The organism is Pseudarthrobacter sp. BRE9 (assembly GCF_031844305.1).
In the GTDB taxonomy this organism is placed as follows: domain Bacteria; phylum Actinomycetota; class Actinomycetes; order Actinomycetales; family Micrococcaceae; genus Arthrobacter.
Genome location: NZ_JAUZUY010000010.1, coordinates 23,925 through 42,007, shown reverse-complemented (window position 1 = coordinate 42,007; position 18,083 = coordinate 23,925). Strand labels below are relative to the sequence as shown.

16 protein-coding genes are annotated in these 18,083 nt (G+C 67.9%); 6 read left to right on the top strand and 10 right to left on the bottom strand.

Features of this window, described 5'->3' with window-relative positions; genetic code table 11:
• The first annotated feature begins 221 nt into the window (after positions 1-221).
• Together Q9R31_RS16660 and Q9R31_RS16655 are read left to right on the top strand one after the other, a co-directional pair.
• Positions 222-1,616, top strand: a complete 1,395-nt coding sequence (locus Q9R31_RS16660) for an MFS transporter (protein WP_311263822.1) — start codon at positions 222-224, stop codon at positions 1,614-1,616.
• A 191-nt stretch (positions 1,617-1,807) separates the two neighbouring features.
• Entirely contained in the window at positions 1,808-3,556 is a 1,749-nt protein-coding gene (locus tag Q9R31_RS16655) for a pyruvate dehydrogenase (protein ID WP_311263821.1), read from the top strand.
• A gap of 25 nt (positions 3,557-3,581) precedes the next feature.
• Here the strand turns inward: Q9R31_RS16655 and Q9R31_RS16650 are convergent, their stop codons facing one another.
• The 8 genes from Q9R31_RS16650 to Q9R31_RS16615 form a co-directional block, all read right to left on the bottom strand.
• On the bottom strand, positions 3,582-4,439 hold the full coding sequence (locus Q9R31_RS16650; RefSeq protein ID WP_311263820.1) for a hydroxymethylpyrimidine/phosphomethylpyrimidine kinase: 858 nt from the start codon (positions 4,437-4,439) through the stop codon (positions 3,582-3,584).
• Between the two features lie 228 nt (positions 4,440-4,667).
• Positions 4,668-5,606: a type IV toxin-antitoxin system AbiEi family antitoxin domain-containing protein gene (locus Q9R31_RS16645; RefSeq protein WP_311263819.1), complete on the bottom strand. Its 939-nt coding sequence runs from the start codon at positions 5,604-5,606 to the stop codon at positions 4,668-4,670.
• Positions 5,607-5,785: 179 nt separating this feature from the next.
• On the bottom strand, positions 5,786-6,535 hold the full coding sequence (locus tag Q9R31_RS16640) for a dienelactone hydrolase family protein (RefSeq protein ID WP_311263818.1): 750 nt from the start codon (positions 6,533-6,535) through the stop codon (positions 5,786-5,788).
• A gap of 19 nt (positions 6,536-6,554) precedes the next feature.
• Positions 6,555-7,850, bottom strand: a complete 1,296-nt coding sequence (gene tgt, locus Q9R31_RS16635) for a tRNA guanosine(34) transglycosylase Tgt (RefSeq protein ID WP_311263817.1) — start codon at positions 7,848-7,850, stop codon at positions 6,555-6,557.
• A 112-nt stretch (positions 7,851-7,962) separates the two neighbouring features.
• A complete protein-coding gene (locus Q9R31_RS16630; protein ID WP_311263816.1) occupies positions 7,963-8,691 on the bottom strand; it encodes an SRPBCC domain-containing protein in 729 nt (242 codons plus the stop codon).
• A 71-nt stretch (positions 8,692-8,762) separates the two neighbouring features.
• Positions 8,763-9,812 carry a DUF6707 family protein gene (locus Q9R31_RS16625; protein ID WP_311263815.1) on the bottom strand — a complete coding sequence of 350 codons (1,050 nt, stop codon included), beginning with the start codon at positions 9,810-9,812 and terminating at the stop codon, positions 8,763-8,765.
• Between the two features lie 88 nt (positions 9,813-9,900).
• On the bottom strand, positions 9,901-10,440 hold the full coding sequence (locus Q9R31_RS16620; RefSeq protein ID WP_255174360.1) for an NUDIX hydrolase family protein: 540 nt from the start codon (positions 10,438-10,440) through the stop codon (positions 9,901-9,903).
• A gap of 9 nt (positions 10,441-10,449) precedes the next feature.
• Positions 10,450-11,223 (bottom strand): VOC family protein, encoded by a 774-nt coding sequence (locus Q9R31_RS16615; protein WP_311263814.1) that lies wholly within the window; start codon positions 11,221-11,223, stop codon positions 10,450-10,452.
• A 108-nt stretch (positions 11,224-11,331) separates the two neighbouring features.
• Here Q9R31_RS16615 and Q9R31_RS16610 point away from each other — a divergent pair, with 108 nt between their 5' ends.
• The gene (locus Q9R31_RS16610) at positions 11,332-11,934 is read left to right on the top strand and encodes a YdeI/OmpD-associated family protein (RefSeq protein ID WP_311263813.1); all 603 of its coding nucleotides are present in this window, start codon (positions 11,332-11,334) and stop codon (positions 11,932-11,934) included.
• A gap of 130 nt (positions 11,935-12,064) precedes the next feature.
• A complete protein-coding gene (locus tag Q9R31_RS16605) occupies positions 12,065-13,711 on the top strand; it encodes a glycoside hydrolase family 32 protein (RefSeq protein WP_311263812.1) in 1,647 nt (548 codons plus the stop codon).
• Here the strand turns inward: Q9R31_RS16605 and Q9R31_RS16600 are convergent.
• The gene (locus Q9R31_RS16600; RefSeq protein WP_311263811.1) at positions 13,708-15,030 is read right to left on the bottom strand and encodes a glycoside hydrolase family 76 protein; all 1,323 of its coding nucleotides are present in this window, start codon (positions 15,028-15,030) and stop codon (positions 13,708-13,710) included. The genes Q9R31_RS16605 and Q9R31_RS16600 overlap by 4 nt on opposite strands.
• Before the next feature lie 167 nt (positions 15,031-15,197).
• Here Q9R31_RS16600 and Q9R31_RS16595 point away from each other — a divergent pair, with 167 nt between their 5' ends.
• Positions 15,198-15,992: a 3-hydroxyacyl-CoA dehydrogenase gene (locus tag Q9R31_RS16595; protein WP_311263810.1), complete on the top strand. Its 795-nt coding sequence runs from the start codon at positions 15,198-15,200 to the stop codon at positions 15,990-15,992.
• Positions 15,989-17,194 (top strand): acyl-CoA dehydrogenase family protein, encoded by a 1,206-nt coding sequence (locus tag Q9R31_RS16590; protein WP_311263809.1) that lies wholly within the window; start codon positions 15,989-15,991, stop codon positions 17,192-17,194. Before Q9R31_RS16595 ends, Q9R31_RS16590 begins: the two co-directional genes overlap by 4 nt.
• Here the strand turns inward: Q9R31_RS16590 and Q9R31_RS16585 are convergent.
• Positions 17,191-18,063 (bottom strand): DUF1684 domain-containing protein, encoded by an 873-nt coding sequence (locus Q9R31_RS16585; protein WP_311263808.1) that lies wholly within the window; start codon positions 18,061-18,063, stop codon positions 17,191-17,193. The genes Q9R31_RS16590 and Q9R31_RS16585 overlap by 4 nt on opposite strands.
• Positions 18,064-18,083 lie beyond the last annotated feature (20 nt).

The following is an 18,083-nucleotide window of genomic DNA, read 5'->3' as shown; positions in this document are numbered from 1 at the left end:
CTTGCTCTTGTGCGGTGTCCGGTTCATCCCCGCTTGGTGAGATTACCCCCTGCGGGCCCAATGTGCCCGGCCGCAGCAGGCAAAACCAGCGCCGTCGGCGCCCAATCCTAAGGAAGTGTTAGGAAATGCCCCGCCGCGTTGGCTGTGCGGTGGATCACCCATACCGTGGATAGGGCCCTCCGCTGCCGGAGGCCGCAGTCACTACAAGGAGGAACTCGCCGATGAGCACCCAAAAAGCCGCGCCCCCATCGGAGGCAGCCCAGACCCGGCGGGCCGTGGGCAATATCCTGAAGGGCTCCGCCGGCAACCTTGTGGAGTGGTACGACCTCTACGTCTACACGGTCTTCGCCGCCTATTTCCAGGCCCATTTCTTCAATTCCAAGGACGAGCTGCAGGCCGGCCTGGAAGCGATGGCAGTCTTCTCGACGTCGTTCCTCATGCGCCCCATCGGCGCCTGGTTCTTCGGCCGGTACGCGGACCGGAAGGGCCGCAAAGCCGCGCTGACGCTGAGCGTGACCATGATGTCCGCGGGCTCCTTCGCCATTGCGGTGCTGCCCACGCAGGACGTGATCGGGCTGTGGGCCATGATCCTGCTGGTGCTGGTCCGCGTGATCCAGGGCTTCTCCGTCGGCGGCGAGTACGGCACCAGCGCCACCTACATGTCCGAGGCCGCCACCTCCAAGCGCCGCGGCTTCTTCTCCAGCTTCCAGTACGTCACCCTGATCGGCGGCCAAATGATGGCCCTGCTGGTCCTGGTGGTCCTGCAGAACGCCATGCCCAAGGGCGACCTGAACGAGTGGGGCTGGCGGATCCCGTTTGCGATCGGCGGCGTCGCCGCCCTCGTAGTGCTGTGGCTGCGCCGCTCCATGGAGGAGACCGTCTCGGCCGAACAGATCGAGGCAGCCAAGACCCCCGCAGTGGCCGGGCAGGCCCAGCCGGGCACCATGAAGCTGCTGTTCACCAGCTACTGGAAGCCGCTGCTGGTCTGCATCGGCATCACGCTTGGCGGCACCGTGGCGTTCTACACCTACACCAACTTCATCCTGAAGTTCATGAACGATACCTCCGGCATCGCCAAGACCGACACCTCCGTCATCAACTTCTGGGCCCTGTTCATCTTCATGCTGCTGCAGCCCGTCTACGGCATCATCTCGGACAAGGTGGGCCGCAAGCCCCTGCTGCTCTGGTTCGGCATCACCGGTGTGCTCTTTACCTGGCCCCTGCTGTCCACGCTGGCGGGCACCAAGGATCCCTTCACCGCGTTCCTGCTCATGATGGGCGGCCTGCTGATCGTGGGCGGCTACACCTCCATCAACGCACTGGTGAAAGCCGAGCTGTTCCCAGCCTCCATCCGCGCCCTGGGCGTGGGCCTGGGCTACGCGATCGCCAACTCGCTCTTCGGCGGCACCGTGCCGCTGATCGGCGCCGCCTTCCAGAAGGCGGAGCGGGAGGATCTGTTCTTCACCTACGTCACCGTTGCGATCGCCATCTCGCTGCTGGTCTACATCTTCGCGCTGAAGAACAAGAAGGCCACGCACCTGGATGACGAACAGGGCCACGCCTGGGACCAGGCGTCCACGGGAGGCGGCAAGGACAAGGATGCCCTCGGCGTCTAGCGCCCGGGCGGCACCAAAGTAATTGCTCCCCTAGGAGGCGTACGACGGCGGCTGCACGGCCGCCGTCGTACGCCTCCTGTGTTTGCGGCCGGCAGAGCCCTGGTTCGGAAAAGCGCCCTGGGTGCCTGCCCAGACTCGCGGACTATATTGGGCCATGTCAGCCACCACCACAATCGCGGGAGTCTGCACCCATGGCCAAGGAACTTGCCACCCAGCTCATCGAACAACTCCAGGCTGCCGGCGTGCAGCGGATCTACGGGATTGTGGGGGACAGCCTCAACCCGATCGTGGACGCCGTCCGCCAGACGGGAGGCTCCGCGAAGGGCGGCATCGACTGGATCCACGTCCGCCATGAGGAAGCCGCCGCCTTCGCCGCGGCCGCCGAAGCCCAGCTCACCGGCAAGCTCGCGGTCTGCGCCGGCTCCTGCGGCCCCGGCAACCTGCACCTGATCAACGGCCTCTACGACGCCAACCGCAGCGGCGCGCCCGTGCTGGCCATCGCCTCGCACATCCCCAGCAAGCAGATCGGCAGCACGTTCTTCCAGGAGACCCACCCGGACCGGCTGTTCAACGAATGCTCGGTGTACTCCGAGCTGGTCAGCACCGCCGAGCAGGCGCCGCGCGTGATGCACAGCGCCATCCAGCACGCGCTGGGACTCGGGGGAGTGGCGGTGGTGACCCTTCCCGGTGACATCGCCGGGCTGGAAGCCACGGCACCCACGCCGCTTCCCGCAACATTCCGCCCGGCCGCCCTGGTCCCGGACCCCGTAAGCGTCCGGGCGCTCGCGGACGCCATCAACGACGCCGGGAAGGTGGCCATCTTCGCGGGCGCCGGCGTAAAAGGCGCCCACGCTGAGCTGATGGCGCTCGCCGAGCTGGCCAAGGCGCCCGTGGGACACTCGCTGCGGGGCAAGGACTTTGTCCAGTACAACAACCCCTTCGACATCGGCATGACCGGGCTGCTGGGCTACGGGGCAGCGGCCGAAGGCATCGAGGACGCCGACCTGCTGATCCTGCTGGGCACGGACTTCCCGTACGACCAGTTCCTGCCGGACAGCAGGACCGCGCAGGTGGACCGGGCGGCGCATCGGCTGGGCCGGCGGACTGACGTCGACATCGCCGTCCACGGCGACGTCCTCCCCACGCTGCGAGCGCTGCTGCCGCTTGTGAAGGCCAAGAAGAGCCGCCGGTTCCTGGACCAGATGCTGAAAAAGCACGACCGGCTCATGAACAAGGCCGTGGGCGCCTACACGCGCAAGGTGGAAAAGAAGCAGCCCATTCACCCGGAGTACGCCGCCTCGCTGCTGGACCAGGTGGCGGCGGAGGACGCCATCTTCACCGCTGACACGGGCATGTGCAACGTCTGGACCGCGCGCTACATCAACCCGCTGGGCACCCGCCGGCTGATCGGGTCCTTCCTGCACGGCTCCATGGCCAACGCCCTTCCGCATGCCATCGGCGCGCAGCTCGCATACCCCGGCCGGCAGGTCATCTCGGTTTCCGGGGACGGCGGGCTGTCCATGCTGCTCGGTGAGCTCCTGACCGCGGCCGCATACAAGCTGCCGGTCAACGTGGTGGTGTTCAACAACTCCACCTTGGGCATGGTCAAGCTCGAGATGCTGGTGGACGGGCTGCCCGACTTCGGCGTGGACGTTCCGGACGCCAATTACGCCGCGGTGGCCCAAGCCTTGGGCTTCCACGCCGTACGGGTCACCGATCCAACGCAGATCGAGGCCGCCTACCGGGAAGCGTTCGCGCACCCCGGCCCGTCACTGGTGGAACTGATCACCGATCCCAAGGCACTGTCCATTCCGCCAAAGATTTCCGGCTCGCAGGTGATCGGGTTCGCCACGGCCATGTCCAAGGTGGTCCTCAACCGTGGCGCGGGCGAGGCCGTGAGCATGGCCCGCAGCAACCTGCGCAACATCCCCCGGCGCTGACCGCGTCTTCCGGCAGGGCGGTTGCCTAGCGGGCGCCGCCCTGCCAGAGGGCGTCGAACGGGGCGCCCGAGGCAACGCGGTTACGGATGCCGGCGGTGACGAATTCCTTGGCGGTCCGTGCAGCCTCCAGCGGCGCAGCACCCTTGGCCAGTTCGGCGGTGACCGCGGCGGCCAGGGAGCACCCTGCTCCGGACACCGCCACCTCGCCCACCTTCGGGGCGCTCAGGACTTCAAGGGTCTCACCGTCGTAGAAAACGTCGACGGCGTCCGGGCCTTCCAGCCGCACCCCGCCCTTGGCCAGCACTACAGCGCCGCTGAGCTCATGGATGCGGACGGCAGCGGCTTTGAGGGACTCGACGTCCGTGATCTCCAGGCCGGACAGGGACTCCGCCTCAAAGTGGTTGGGCGTGACGAACGTGGCCAGCGGCAGGATCTGCGCCTTCAGGGCCTGGTCCGTGTCCAGCGCATGGCCGGGCTCCTGGCCCTTGCAGATCAGCACCGGGTCCAGGACCACGTTGGCGAAGCTGTTCTCCTGCAAGGCACCGGCCACGGTGCTGATGGTGGCCGGACTGCCCAGCATGCCGATCTTCACCGTGTCCAGGGCGGAAGGGGCGCCCGACGCCGGACCGTACGCCGCCGTCGTCGCCTCCAGCTGGTCGGCAATCACCTGCTGGTCCACCGGCACGAAGCGGTGGTTCCAGCTGTCCTTCGGATCGAAGGAGACGATGCAGGTGAGGTTCGCGATGCCGAAGACGCCCAGTTCCTGGAAGGTCTTCAGGTCGGCCTGGGCGCCGGCCCCACCGGTGGCTTCGGAGCCTGCGATGGTGAGGACGACGGCGGGACCAGTGGCGGACAGCGTTGCGTCAGGAGAAGCGGAAGTCATGCACCCATCCTGCCATCCGGCGTCGGACGCTTTCCATGTGGTGAAGTACAGCGCAGGCCGCGGGCAAGTGTTCAGGGCCACAAGGGGCGCGTAACTGCCACCCGGCGTTGCACGTTCCGACTGTTGACCGCGTGGCCGCCTGCTTCTGCACGCCGGAATGGTGCTGGATCGCCGGAAGGAACCGGCGATCTGGTCCCGTTCCGGCGGTTTGGCGTTCCGGGAGCGTGGCTACCGCCGAAGCGCGGCGAGGACACGGGCTTTGAACTCATGTTCGCGGAATAGGTCGGCCCATGACACGCGCACGAAGGTCCAGCCATTCTCGGTGAGGGCCTTCTCGCGCTGCCGCTCCTGAAACAGCACCTCGGCTGTTGGCTTGTAGTCGAAGTACTTCGTTTTCCCGTCGAATTCCAGTGCCACCTTCTCCTCCTTCCAGGCGAAATCCAGCCGGTACCGGCCAGCACGTGTAGCTACCCCGACCTGGGGCTCCGGCAGGGGGAGCTTCAGCCGTGTCAGGAGTTCGCGGGTGAGTGTCTCACCGGCTGACTCCGAACGTGGATCTGCGTGGGCGAGCGCCAGCCGGAGGGTCCGGATGCCGCGGCGTCCCTGCAGACCCTCAGCCATACTTGCCACGAGGGCTTTGTCAGCACCCAGCCGGAGGGCGTGGTCCGTCAGGACCAGTGCCTGCCGGTAACCCAGCATCATGGCGCAATCCACGACCGTCCGCTCCAGCGAGGTCGCCCGCAGGCCGCCGAGAGTCACCACCTCCGGCGCGGTCCAAGGCCGGGTATGGCCCCGGACGTCCTTGCCGAGCCTCTCACTGGAAGGGTTACCAGGCAGCAGAAGGTGGATCAGGTCATCAACATCCCACAGATACAAGCCGTGCAGCCGGGCCGCCGACGTGTGGCTGTACACATAGCCGCCCGCTGAAGTGGTCAGCGTCGCGTGGGCATGGGCGTGAATCAGCTGCCTGCTACGGACGGGACCTGTCTGCTTCTCCCACAGCGCGGCGCGGATGTAGCAGCCGTGGCGAAGGCGGACCAGCTTCCCGTGGAGGACCAAGGCCTTGATGGCCCGGGAATTGAGTCCCCTCTCGTGCAATTGCCCCGTTCGCCAAAGGTTGCCGGTGCTCGGAAGAAGAGGAAGACGGACTGGCTGCTGTGTTGTCATCCCGACAGGATCCTGCCGCTGCGGCAGCTCCGAAAGGCGCCGCCGTCGTCATGTGGAGAACCCACCAAGCGCGCCGGCCTCCCGGGACCGCCGGAACCCCTCCGGACCGCCGCAACGTTACGGCGATCCGGCCGCTTTCCGGCGAGTTCGACGAAGGACCGCGTCCGCGGCCTGCGTGATCAGCCCTTCAGGGTCCCGTCCAGCAGGGCCCGCAGTTCCTTGAAATGCCGCTCGGTGGCATCGGGGTGGAAGGCTGAGGTGTCCGCCATGGTGTACCCGTGCGGCGCCCCTTCGTAGATGTCGTTGGACGCCTCGAGTCCTGCAGCCTTGAGCGCTTCGCCCAGCCGGGCGACGGCGTCGGGACCCATGCTCCGGTCATGGTCCGCGTGGCCAAACACGAACCGTGCCCGTGCATTCCTGAGCCCCAGATGGGGGCTGTCCGGCTCGTCGGTGGCCAGGCCGCCGCCGTGGAAGCCGCCGCAGGCTGCCACCTCATCGGGGTGGGAGGTGGCAGTCCGGACCGCGAGCCGGGCGCCCATGCAGTAGCCCACGGTGCCGATGGGGCCGGGGGCGACGCCGTCGAGCGCGGCCAGCGCCGAAACCCAGGCATCGATGTCCGGCAGCGCCTTGTCCGACGTCAGCCGGCCAACCCGCGGGAAGGCGGCCTTGCCGGCCGCTTCCCGGCCTTCCTGGGTGGACATGTCCGTGGTGGGGGCGAGCTCTGCGGCCGTTCCGTCGCGGTAGAAAACGTTGGGTGCCAGCACCACGTAGCCCCAGTCGGCGATGCGCTGGGCCATCTCCTGGATGCGGGGGCGCAGGCCGAAGGCGTCCATGTAAAGGATGACGCCGGGAAAAGGGCCGGTTCCGGTGGACGGGCGGGCCACCAGGGCCTCTGCGGTGCCTTCTGCGGCGGTGATGTCAATGGGCATGCGCCCACCCTACCGGAGCCTACGAGTAGTACCGGCCCAGCGTTTCTGCCTTGAAATCGAAGAAGGTGCCGGACCCGATGGCCAGCCGGGCGTCGTCCACCATCTTCACCACGAACCGCTCGTTGTGGATGGAGATCAGGGTGGCGGACAGCATCTCCTTGGCCTTGAACAGGTGGTGGATGTACGCCCTCGAGTAGTTGGCGCACGCGTAGCAGTCGCAGCCGTCCTGCAACGGCCCGAAATCGCGTTTGTACTTGGCGCCGGAGAGGTTGAACCGGCCGTAGGGAGTGTAGAACGCCGAGTTCCGGGCCACCCGGGTGGGGGAGACACAGTCAAAGGTGTCAGCGCCGTTTTCGATGGCCGTGAAAATGTCGTCAGGCTCGGAAATGCCCAGCAGGTGCCGCGGCTTGTCCTCCGGCAGTTCCTCGTTGCACCACCGGACGATGGTGCCCAGGTTCTCCTTCTCCAGGGCCCCGCCGATGCCGAAGCCGTCAAACGGCACGGCCCCCAGGTCCCTGCAGGCCTTCCGGCGCAGGTCCTCGTACTGGGCCCCCTGGATGACGCCGAACAGTGCCTGGTACGGCTTGCCGGCCCGTTCCTCCGTGAGGCGGAAGTGTTCCCCGATGCACCGCTCCGCCCACAGCCGCGTGCGCTCCAGTGATTCCTCCTGGTAACCGCGGGAGTTCTGCAGCGTGGTGAGCTCGTCGAACGCGAACATGATGTCCGCGCCGATCTGGTGCTGGACCTGCATGGAGATCTCGGGGGAGAACCGGTGGCGGTCCCCGTTCAGGTGGCTCTTGAACCAGACCCCGTCGTCGTCGATGTGCGCCAGGCGTTCCTTGCCGGGGGCCACGGCGTCGTCGGGTCCGGGTGCGCCTGCGGCGGCAACAGTCTTCATGTCGATGACCTTCTTGAAGCCCGAGCCCAGGCTCATCACCTGGAATCCGCCGGAGTCCGTGAAGGTGGGGCCGGGCCAGTTCATGAAGACTCCCAGGCCTCCGGCCTGGTCCAGGACGTCCGGGCCGGGCTGCAGGTACAGGTGGTAGGCGTTGGCCAGCAGTGCCTGGGCGCCAAGGTCCGCCATGGATTCCGGGAGGACGGCCTTCACCGTGGCCTTGGTTCCGACGGCGATGAACGCCGGCGTCTGGATCTCGCCGTGCGGGGTGGCGATGGTGCCTGTGCGGCCCAGGAATTCCCCGCTGTTTTCGGCCGCCTGCGCTCCGGTGGGCGGGCAGGTCTCCGCCAGGCGCGTGCCCACCGTAAAGGAGAACTGTGACCGGGTATCAGGCAGGGCAAAGGCGGGTTTGGCTGGCACCGTACCAGTGTGCCAGCAAATCGCGCTGCCTCAACAAACCAGGCAGGCCGTTAAACCAGGCAGGCCGGCAAACCAGGCAGGCCGTCAAACCCGGCTGTCCGATAACGCGGCGTCAGCTGGCCGGTTCCGAGTCCGGGTAGTTGCTGGACCGCCAGGAATCCCAGGCGGACCGGATGGCCTCGAGCTTGCCGGCACCCAGGTCGTAGGTGGAGGCGATGACCAGCGAGCCTTCACCCTCTGCCCGGATGTCCTTGATGGCCGGGTGATCTGCCACCACGAGGAGCCCTTCGCCGTGCTCGGCGTAGCTGTGCACGGTGAGTCCCACCTGGTGGCTGGTCCGGTACCAGACCTTGCCGCTGATCTCCTCGCCGGTGTCCAGGGTCACCTGGTACGGCTCGCCCGCGGCAGGGAGATCGGCCAGCCCGAGCTTTTCGATCGCGGAGCCCTTTCCCTCTGTCAAGTGCAGGAACAGGGTGTGCCGCTTGCCGTGCGGGTGGCGTTCCAAGGCAAAGCGGAGCTGCTGCAGGAAGGTCAGCCAGCCCTGGGTGATGTCCTCGTCCCAGGCAGCCCATTCGGAGTCGTGGTCCATGGCCCCGCGGGTGACGCCGACCCGGGTTCCGCCCGCCTCGGGGTGCAGCTCAAACGTGTCCCCGCCGTGGACGGTGAGCCGGGTATGGTCCGCGGATTCCTCCACGTCGCTGGAGAAGTAGATCTCCTTGATCTCGGATTCCAGGTCCTCGGCCTGCCAGCCGTGCCACTGGGCCACCTTGGACGGTTCCCGGAGCATGGTCCAGACCTGCGGCGCATCCGCGTTGATCACTACGCTGAGATTGTTGGTCATAGCCCCGAATGTACAACTCCGGCTACTCCCCGGGTAGGGGTAATTTTCCCCGCGCCGGCCCCGCTCCAGGCTCAGGAGCGCACAGCCTCCAGCTCATTGCTGATCCGGCGTTCCAGCTCGGACGTCCCGATGGTTTCCGAACCGCCATGCGCCCGCAGGAACAGCAGGGACTCCAGCCGCAGCAGCCGCCATTCGCGTTCGGCATCGTGGTTGGAGTTGTCGATGGAGCGGAAAATTTCCTTGTCGTACAGGTTGGGCTCGTTCAGTGAGCGCTGCCGCACCTTGGCCGCCATGCGTGCCTTGAACGGGTCCGTTTCCTGGTTCTCCGGGGTGCGGATCAACTTCTCGTAGACCCCTGCGCGTTCATCCTGGCCGTCCTGGCGGCAAATGTAGCTGGCCAGGGCAAGGGACGCCTCCACCGAGGTCCACCGGCCGGGGTTCCCGTCATAGGGGAGCACGGTGAGGAGGTCGGCCACGGCCAATGCGCCGTCCGCGTCCTTGAGCGTGATGAACAGTTCGTGGGCCAGGTCGCTGAGGTCCTTCAGGCAGCTGCCGGACTTGAAATTGACGCCCTTGGAAAGCCGGTCGGCCAGGAGCAGGACGCCCACGGCATCCGGATGTGCTTCAGCGGCAGCTTCCACCACGGATTCGGGGGTACCGGCGGGCCCCGGGATGAGCGCCAGTTCCTCTTCGCTGGGCCCGGTCGCCCCGGGCGGTACAGGCGGCAGTGGAGGTACGACGACGGCGCCCGCCACGGCAAGAGGTCCGGTCCCGCCGCCGGGCTGCTGCTGTCCGGTGCCGGTTTGGGGCCGGCCGTCGCTGGGCGCGGTGGTTTCCCCCGGCGGTGTGGCCTCCGGAAGGTTGGCCGGCAGCGGAAGCTGGGTGACGTCGTCGTGCGTTCCGTCCACCACGGTGACCGTGGTTCCTACGGCGACCCGCAGCGTCCCGCCGCCGGAGAGGCTCGCCAGCACCAGGGCCGGGGAGCCGAAATCGTCCCGCTCAAGCTCCACCTGGTCGATTTCGGCGGTGCGGTGGCCGTCCGGGAGGAGGATGTGGGCGCCGGTGGTCAGAGATCCAGCCTGCTGTTCACGGTGGTGCCTGGCGGCTGGTGATTCGGTCATGGGAGTCCTTAAGTTCTCTTGCGGTCCGCCCTACAGTCTACAAAGGCGGGCACCTAAAACCGGGGACCCCCACGTCCCGGCGGGGTGGTCAGAAGCCCACGCCTGCGAACGCCAGGGCCTGCCGGATGAGGCCGCCGCGGCCGCCCGCGAACTCCATCTGGACGCCCGGGCTGAGGACTTCCTCCGGGGTCATCCACGTCAGCTCCAGGGCGTCCTGGCGGGGCTCGCACTCACCCGTGACCGGGATGACGTACGCCAGGGACACGGCGTGTTGCCGCTCGTCGGTGAACCCCGTCTGGGACGGTGCCGGGAAGTATTCGGCCACGGTGAACGGCACGGGGCTGAGCGGCAGCTGCGGAAACGCCAGGGGGCCCAGGTCCTTCTCCATGTGCCGCAGCAGTGCGGCGCGGATGGTTTCGCGGTAGATGACCCGGCCGGAGACCAGGGAGCGCACCATGGTCCCGTCGGCGTCGGCCTGCAGCAAGGTGCCCACCTCGTTGACGTATCCCAGCGGATCCAGCCTGACCGGCACTGCCTCCACGTACACCATGGGCAGCCGCCCCCGCGCCTCAAAGAGGTCTTCTTCGGAGAGCCAGCCGGGATTCGGGTCAGGTGTGCGCACGTTCATGCTTAAGTTCTACCCCATGGGGCGCCGCTGGGAGATCCATACCGTGGCGGGCGCGTTGGGGCTGCCCGCATCCGGGTTGGCCACGTGAAGGGTGCTCCCAAAGGCCTCTTCGGTCAGGGTGGCGGCAAAACCGGCGCCGGTGAGCCGGTCCTGCAACGGTTCCAGGCCGCGGTCGTACTCGAAGCCCAGGCCTGAGCGCGGGGGCCCGGACGCCGGGCGCACCAGGAGGACGCCGCCGTTCTTTGCCGTGAAGTCGGCGGTTTCGTCATTGTCCGGCACGGGGCGCGGGCGTGCGCCGACATGCAGCAGGGTGCGGATGGCCGCCTCGGGTTCGGCGGTGTACCAGACGCCGGCGACGGCCAGGGCGGGGTCGGCATCGGCGCACTGGGCGCCATGGACGGCCTTGTCCGCCAGGAAGCTGAACCCGTCCGGCGCGTTGATCCGGCAGGCCTCGCCGTGGTCCGCCGTGACGGGCTCTGCGAGCTGCGTTCCTTCCCCCTGCTGCCCGCCCTCCTGGGTTCCTTGCTCCTGCTGCCCGCCCTCCTGGGCCGACAGGTTGGTGCGGCGGGCGAACTCCGCCAGGTCGCCCACCTCCACCGCAAACACGGTGCGGCCGTCCTGGGCGGACCCTGCCTCAGCGCCGTGCAGCGCCAGGCGGCCTGACGCCGAGTCGAAGACCTGCCACCCGCCGTCGTCCTCCGTCTGGACCATTCCCAGGGCGGTGACGAACCTCTTCCAGGACTCGATGCGGGACGTGAAGTGGACGGGACGGGCTCGGAGCATGGCATTGTCCTTGGTGCTGGTTGACGGCTGCTGTATGGCCATGATGCCACCGGAAGCGCCGGCGCACACGGGGCTTGTGGCAGGTGATTCCACGGGCAGAATTAGGCCATGGCCGATGACCTTGAGGAACTGCTGGTACCTGACGCTGCTGCGTGGCGTGCCTGGCTGGAAGAACACCACAAAACCAGCCCGGGCGTGTGGCTGGTCCTGCACAAGAAGGGCGGCACGGTCACGAAGCTTGACTACCCGGCCGCACTGGACGAAGCCCTTTGCTTTGGCTGGATCGATGGGCAGCTGCGGCGCCGGGACGGTGAAAGCTCCTTCCAGCGGATGACGCCGCGCCGCCCGCGGAGCGTCTGGTCTGCCCGCAACGTGGGGCACATCGCCCGCCTGGAGGAGGCGGGGAAAATGACCGACGCCGGCCGGGCAGCCGTCGAGGCGGCAAAGGCGGACGGCCGCTGGGACGCGGCGTACGGCGGGCAGGCAGACCTGGAAATTCCTGCCGACCTGGCCGCCGCCATTGCCGCGAACCCGGCGGCGCAGGCGATGTTCGAGGTGCTCACGAAGACCAATTTGTTCGCCCTGGTGTACCGGACCAACTCGGCAAAGCAGGCAGCCACCCGCGAACGCAGGATCGCCGGGTTCGTGGACATGCTGGCACGCGGGGAAACGCCGTACCCGCAAAAGAAGCGCCCGGCCGGCCAGGACTAACGGTTGGATGACCTTTCGGGATTCGGTTCCTGGCGGCCGGGCCGGTAACATCAACGGTTCACTTGCGCTGGTGCCGTTCCCCGAAACTGGGGGACGGCACTTGTGCGTTCAGCGACGGATCGACATAACCATGCCCCCCACCTTTTTCGGGACCGTTCTTGCTGCGCTTCGCCGCCGGCCAATCCTGTGGTCAGTGGTGGCCGCGGTGGCCGTGCTGGCGGTGGCCGGGTCGCTGGTGCTCGCCGGAAATGCCCGGCGCGACGGCAGCCAGGCGGGAACCGGGCAGGCCACGGCTGCGCCCACGGAGGCTGCCCCGGCTGAAGATCCCGGCTATCGCCCTGCCTACCACCTCACCCCGGACCAGCGCTGGATGAACGATCCCCAGCGGCCCTTCCTCCTGGACGGCGTTTGGCACTACTACTACCTCTACAACGCCGATTACCCGGAGGGGAACGGCACCGAGTGGTTCCATGCCACCAGCACGGACCTGGTGCACTGGAAGAACGAGGGGGTGGCCATCCAGAAGTTCCGCAATGGCCTGGGCGATATCGAGACCGGGTCCGCGGTGGTGGACACGGAAGGGACGGCCGGCTTCGGCAAGGGGGCGGTGGTCGCAGTCCTCACCCAGCAGGACGACGGCGTCCAGCGCCAGTCATTGTTCTACTCCACCGACAGGGGCCACAGCTTCCAAAGCTATGGGCAGAACCCTGTGATGGAGAATCCCGGTGCCGAGCACTGGCGGGATCCGCGCATCGTCCGGGACGACGCCAACAACCAGTGGCTGATGCTGCTTGCTGAGGGGTCCAAGATCGGCTTCTACACGTCAAAGGACCTGTTGCAGTGGACCTATGCCTCGGGTTTCCAACAGGACGGGCTGGGCATCCTGGAGTGCCCTGACTTTTTCCAGATGGACGTCGACGGCAACCCCGCCAAGCGAACCTGGGTGCTGGCGGCGAGCGCCAACGGTTCGGCGGAGGGCCGCAGCACCGGACTGGCCTATTGGACCGGCGGCTTTGACGGCAAGGCCTTCACCGCGGACGGCGGCCATCAATGGCTCGACGGCGGCCCGGACTTCTACGCGGCCGTCACGTGGGATGATCCGCGCCTGGGCGACAGCCAGCGGAAGGCCTCCCGGCATGCCATCGGCTGGATGAACAACTGGGCCTACGCCCGGCAGCTCCCCACCGGAGGCTGGTTTGGTTCCGCCTCCGTGGTCCGCGACATCCGGCTCACATCCGACGGCGGCCGCCCGGCTCTGGCATCATCGCCCACCAGCGGGCTCAGGTCCCTGGAGGGGGAACCGAGGCCGGTGCCGGCCGGCAGCCTTAGGGATGGGCAACCGCTGCAGGTGCCTGACACCGGCGCTTTCAAGGTGGACGTCGAGTTGGAGAAACCCGGGGACGGGGCCGGTAAAGCCCGGCTGCTCCTGCAAAGCGGCGGGACCACCTACGCCACCGTCGGCTACGACTTCCGGGACGGCCGGGCCTCCGTGGAGCGCGACGACGACGCGGTGGCCAATGGCCAGGGCAAGGCCGGCGGCGGTTCGGAAGGGGCCGCCGAGTACCGCCAAATGCGTTCCGTCGAGGCCCGGCCCGCCGGGGACACCGTGCGCCTCACCGCATACGTCGACCGGTCATCCGTCGAGGTCTTCGTGGACGGACAGACCCTGACCGCCCTGGTATTTCCGCCGGCAGGCCACAAGGAGGCCCGTCTGGCGTCCGAGGGCCCGGTCTCGCTCAGGGCCGGAACCGTCACCCCGGTGGCCGGCATCAGCTAAGCAGCGGCAGGGGGAGTGCCGCCCGTTGGGGCCGCGGTGACCGCCGCGGCGGCCTCCAGTGTCATCCACGCCTGCAGCTGCGTGGACAGTTCGACGGCGGCGCCCGGCGGGTACGTCGAAGCGGCGGGTTGGGCGGCGTGCAGCGAGAAGACGCTTTTGCCCGCCAGCTTTGACTGGCCTTCTTTCGGTTCCACGGAGCGGCGGCCGGACCAGAACGCCTCCGCGGTGTCAGTCACCAGCCGGGCAGCCGTGCCGCGGGTTGCCTGGGGCAGCCGGGGGTCCGTTGCCGCGAGCGCCAGGTAACGGCAGAGGATCCCGGTGAACAGGCCGCCGTCGCCAGGCCCCTCGCATCGAAGCACTGTTCCATCACCCCGGAGCACCGAGTTGCCAGCAACCGTGAGCTTCCGGTTGACCGCTTCCACCAGGGCAACTGCCCGGGCGATGTTGGCGTCCCCGCCCAGCTCCAGGAGGGCGCCCAGCACAGGGCCCTGGTTGTAGGTGTACACCGCCCGTTCCAGCACCACCCCTCCGGCGGCGTTCAGGCGGGCGCCGTCCAGGTACAGGCCCTGGTCCGGGTCGAAGAGGGTGGCATTTAGCCAGTCCAGCAGTGCCTGCGCCTTGCCGCGCTCGCCGGTTCGGGCGTAGAACAACGCCACGGGGGCTGTGGCCGGGGTGTTCTTGAAGTCCCGTTTCTTGCTCCAGAAGGTACCGCCGCCCAGGTCGTCGGTGCATGCGGCGTCGAACTGCAGCGCCAGCGACGCCCGGACGGCGGCGTTGCGGCGGCGGCCGGGGCGGCGCGTCTCCTCTGCCAACCTGTCCAGTCTCAGGGTTGCCAGCGCCAGCCAGGCCATGTCGTCGTAGTAGCTGTTGACGAAGGTCAGGGCGTTGCGGAGCCGGATTCCGGTGACAAGCCGCGAGGCCAGGCGTCCGGCGCTGGGCCGGTCCGGGCCGTTGAAGCGCGCTGCGGGGGTGGCGCCGCCGCCCAGCTCCCGCCGGCCGGTGTCCACCAGGCAGTCCACGTAATGGGCCTGCCACCAGTAGTGCCACGGGAGGACCAGGCCGGCGGCCGGCCGGGCCCGACGGAGCGCCGTGAGCCACCGTCCCCACCGCTGGCCTCCCGGCTCCTGCCCCTGTGCTGCCTGGCCCCGGCCCGCCGGAGGCTGATTCTGTCCTGCCGCGTGCCTGCCCTGCCACAGCACCGCGCCCAGGTGGGTTCCGGGCAGGAACAGCAGTTTCCGGCCGAACAGCGCGGTCACGGACTGGGCCGCATGGTCCGCCCTGTCCTGCCAGGCGGTCAAGGAGGTGCTGCTGGATGTCATGCCGTCCACCCTAACCGTGCACCCGCGGCCCGGGTGCCGCCGGAAAACCGGAAGCGCGGGGTGGGCAGTATTTCGGGAGAGTGCGGTACCGCCCGATTTCAGTTAACATGCATTAACTGTTGCTCGAGGCCGCGCCGCGGCACGGGGACACGCATCAAGGAGGATGTATGGAGATCAAAGGCAGCGTCGCACTGGTGACAGGCGGTGCCTCCGGGTTGGGAGCAGCCACGGCGCAGAGGTTGTTCGACGGCGGGGCCTCCGTAGTGCTCGTTGACCTCCCTTCCTCCAACGGGCAGGCAGCGGCGGACGAACTCAACCGCCGCGCGCAAGCTGGCCAGTCCGCCGTCTTTGCCCCCGCCGACGTGACCAGCGAGGCTGACGTGCGGGCCGCCGTCGGGACCGCCGCAGGGCTGGGGCCCCTCCGGATCGTGGTGAACTGCGCGGGGATCGCCACCCCCGGTAAGGTGCTGGGACGCGACGGCGTGCTGCCCCTGGAAACCTTCAACCGCGTCATCCAGGTGAACCTGATCGGCACCTTCAACGTCCTGCGGCTGGCCGCCGAAGCGATGGTGGCCACCGAGCCCGCTGTTACCGGGTTGGGTGGCCCGGAGCGCGGCGTCATTATCAACACCGCCTCCGTGGCCGCCTTTGAAGGGCAGATCGGGCAGCCCGCCTACTCGGCGTCAAAGGGGGCGGTAGCAGCCATGACGCTGCCGATCGCCCGGGAGCTGGCGCGCTCACTGGTCCGCGTGGTCACCATTGCGCCCGGAATCTTCGAGACGCCCATGATGGCCGGCCTGCCCAAGGAGGCGCAGGACTCGCTGGGCGCCCAGGTTCCGCACCCGTCCCGGCTGGGCAGGCCCGCGGAGTACGCCAACCTGGTCGCGCACATCGTGGACAACGCCATGCTGAACGGCGAAACCATCCGCCTTGACGGCGCCATCCGGATGGGGCCGAAATGAGCGCGCCGGACGTGTCACAGCTGCCGCAGGCCGACTTCTTCGCCGTCGAATCACTCCTGGGCCAGGCCGAGCGGAACAAGCTGGCCGAACTGCGGGATTTCCTGGCCGCCGAGGTGGCGCCGTACGCCGCAGACTGGTGGAACAAGGCCGAATTCCCCGCCCACATCCTGCCCAAGCTGGCCGCGCTGGAACTCAGCACGCCCGCCCACCGCGGCTACAGCCACCTGTTCGCGGGGCTGGTCATCGCGGAGATCACCCGCGTGGACACCTCCCTCGCCACCTTCTTCCTGGTCCACCACGATCTCTTCGTTGAGTCCCTGCACACCTTCGGCAGCGAGGACCAGAAGCGGCGGCTGCTGGCCGACGCCTCGGAGCTGCGCACCACGGGTGCCTTCGCCCTGACCGAACCCCTGCACGGCTCGGACGTGGCGGGCGGGATGGAGACGCGGGCCCGGCGGATATCGTCCGGCACCGGGGAAGCGGACGACGACGGCGATACCTGGGTGCTCAACGGCGCCAAGCGGTGGATCGGCAACGGGACGTTCTGCGACTACATGCTGGTCTGGGCCCGGGATGAGGCGGACGGCTCCGTGCGGGGCTTCATCGTGGACGCCACCCTGCCGGGCATCAGCAGGAGCAGGATCGAGAACAAGATCGCCCTGCGGACTGTCCAGAACGCGGACATCGTGTTCCAGGACGTCCAGGTACCGGAGGCGGACCGTTTCGGCGGGATCAGCAGCTTCGAGGACACCAAGGAACTGCTGCGCAGCTCGCGGATCATGGTGGCCTGGCAGACGGTCGGCCAGCAGCTGGCGGCATTCGACGTCGCCCGGCAGTACGCCGTCGAACGCCACCAGTTCGGCCGGCCGCTGGCACATTTCCAGCTGATCCAGCAGCAGCTGGTGACCATGCTGGGCAACGCCGTGGCCAGCATGGCCATGATGGCCGGGATCGCCAGGCTCCAGGACCAGGGCGCCGCCGACATGCCGCAGGTGGCACTGGCCAAGTCCTACCTCAGCGCCCGCATGCGTGAAACCGTGGCGCTGGGCCGTTCCATCCTGGGCGGGAACGGCATCGTCACCGATTACCGGATGGCCAAGATCTTCGCCGACGCCGAGGCCATCTACACCTATGAGGGATCGTTCGAGGTGAACACCCTCATCGTGGGACGGGCCATTACCGGGATCTCTGCCATCTCCTAGGCGGGGTACGGCTGCTTCTCGCCCGCCTCCACCCGGATGTCCAGGCTGTTGTTCCGCACCGGCATGGGGCACGTGCCGTAGGGGGTGAAAGCGCTGGGGTAGTTGATGGCCCGGTTGAAGTCCAGCACTACGGAGCCGTCCGGGCGTGGTCTGGGGAGCGAGAGCTTGCGCCAGTCGTCGGTGGTGTCGCCGTTGGTCTCGTCATGGAATGTGACGGTCAGGGCCCCGAGCTTTTCTTCCTCAGCCTGGAGCCGGAATTCATGGATGCTGCCTGGGAGGCGAAACACCACGTCGCCCACAGTGCGGTGCACGCCGTCCACCAACGGGTTCGCGGTGCCGATCGGTACCTCAACCGGCGCCGGGTAGGGCTCAAACCGGCCGGTCACCTCCCACTCCGGGTTGTAGCGATAGGTGGGGACGCCGTCGAATCCGGTGAACGCCGATGATTCCGAGTCGCGGGTGCGGATGGCGTACCGCCCGCCGCGCATGGCCAGTTCCACCACCACCTGGTCCCCCTTGGCGCCGCCGAACTGCACCCACATCAGCGACTCCTCGTCGGCCAGGACGGCGGATATGGTGCCGTCCACCTTTTCCCCCGTCTCCACCAGCGTGAGCCCGTCCGACGGAACGGCGGTGAGGAACGCCGTCCTGGCCTTTGTTGAAGGGGAGGTCTTTGATGAATCCGGGCCGTCCGTGGACCACAGGCCCGGCGCCAGGTCGACGGCGGCGGGGGAGTCTTCGAGCCACTGGAAGGAGGTGAGGGTGAGCCAGCCGTGCGGCGTTGCCAGGGCTCTGTCACGGTTGGTGCGGAAGCGCTGCCAGCGCTCCGCCCTGGCGGCTGGAGTCGTGGAGGCTGGGGTGGTGGTCATGGTTCCTTCCGGTTGCGTTG

Excerpts from the sequence above, each read along its gene's own strand:
- Q9R31_RS16640 (WP_311263818.1), bottom strand. The coding sequence starts at position 6,535 with ATGCCCATTGACATCACCGCCGCAGAAGGCACCGCAGAGGCCCTGGTG.
- Q9R31_RS16625 (WP_311263815.1), bottom strand. The coding sequence starts at position 9,812 with ATGACCGAATCACCAGCCGCCAGGCACCACCGTGAACAGCAGGCTGGA.
- Q9R31_RS16655 (WP_311263821.1), top strand. The coding sequence starts at position 1,808 with ATGGCCAAGGAACTTGCCACCCAGCTCATCGAACAACTCCAGGCTGCC.
- Q9R31_RS16595 (WP_311263810.1), top strand. The coding sequence starts at position 15,198 with ATGGAGATCAAAGGCAGCGTCGCACTGGTGACAGGCGGTGCCTCCGGG.
- Q9R31_RS16590 (WP_311263809.1), top strand. The coding sequence starts at position 15,989 with ATGAGCGCGCCGGACGTGTCACAGCTGCCGCAGGCCGACTTCTTCGCC.
- Q9R31_RS16650 (WP_311263820.1), bottom strand. The coding sequence starts at position 4,439 with ATGACTTCCGCTTCTCCTGACGCAACGCTGTCCGCCACTGGTCCCGCC.
- Q9R31_RS16615 (WP_311263814.1), bottom strand. The coding sequence starts at position 11,223 with ATGCTCCGAGCCCGTCCCGTCCACTTCACGTCCCGCATCGAGTCCTGG.
- Q9R31_RS16620 (WP_255174360.1), bottom strand. The coding sequence starts at position 10,440 with ATGAACGTGCGCACACCTGACCCGAATCCCGGCTGGCTCTCCGAAGAA.
- Q9R31_RS16630 (WP_311263816.1), bottom strand. The coding sequence starts at position 8,691 with ATGACCAACAATCTCAGCGTAGTGATCAACGCGGATGCGCCGCAGGTC.
- Q9R31_RS16660 (WP_311263822.1), top strand. The coding sequence starts at position 222 with ATGAGCACCCAAAAAGCCGCGCCCCCATCGGAGGCAGCCCAGACCCGG.
- Q9R31_RS16605 (WP_311263812.1), top strand. The coding sequence starts at position 12,065 with ATGCCCCCCACCTTTTTCGGGACCGTTCTTGCTGCGCTTCGCCGCCGG.
- Q9R31_RS16645 (WP_311263819.1), bottom strand. The coding sequence starts at position 5,606 with ATGACAACACAGCAGCCAGTCCGTCTTCCTCTTCTTCCGAGCACCGGC.
- Q9R31_RS16610 (WP_311263813.1), top strand. The coding sequence starts at position 11,332 with ATGGCCGATGACCTTGAGGAACTGCTGGTACCTGACGCTGCTGCGTGG.
- Q9R31_RS16600 (WP_311263811.1), bottom strand. The coding sequence starts at position 15,030 with ATGACATCCAGCAGCACCTCCTTGACCGCCTGGCAGGACAGGGCGGAC.
- Q9R31_RS16585 (WP_311263808.1), bottom strand. The coding sequence starts at position 18,063 with ATGACCACCACCCCAGCCTCCACGACTCCAGCCGCCAGGGCGGAGCGC.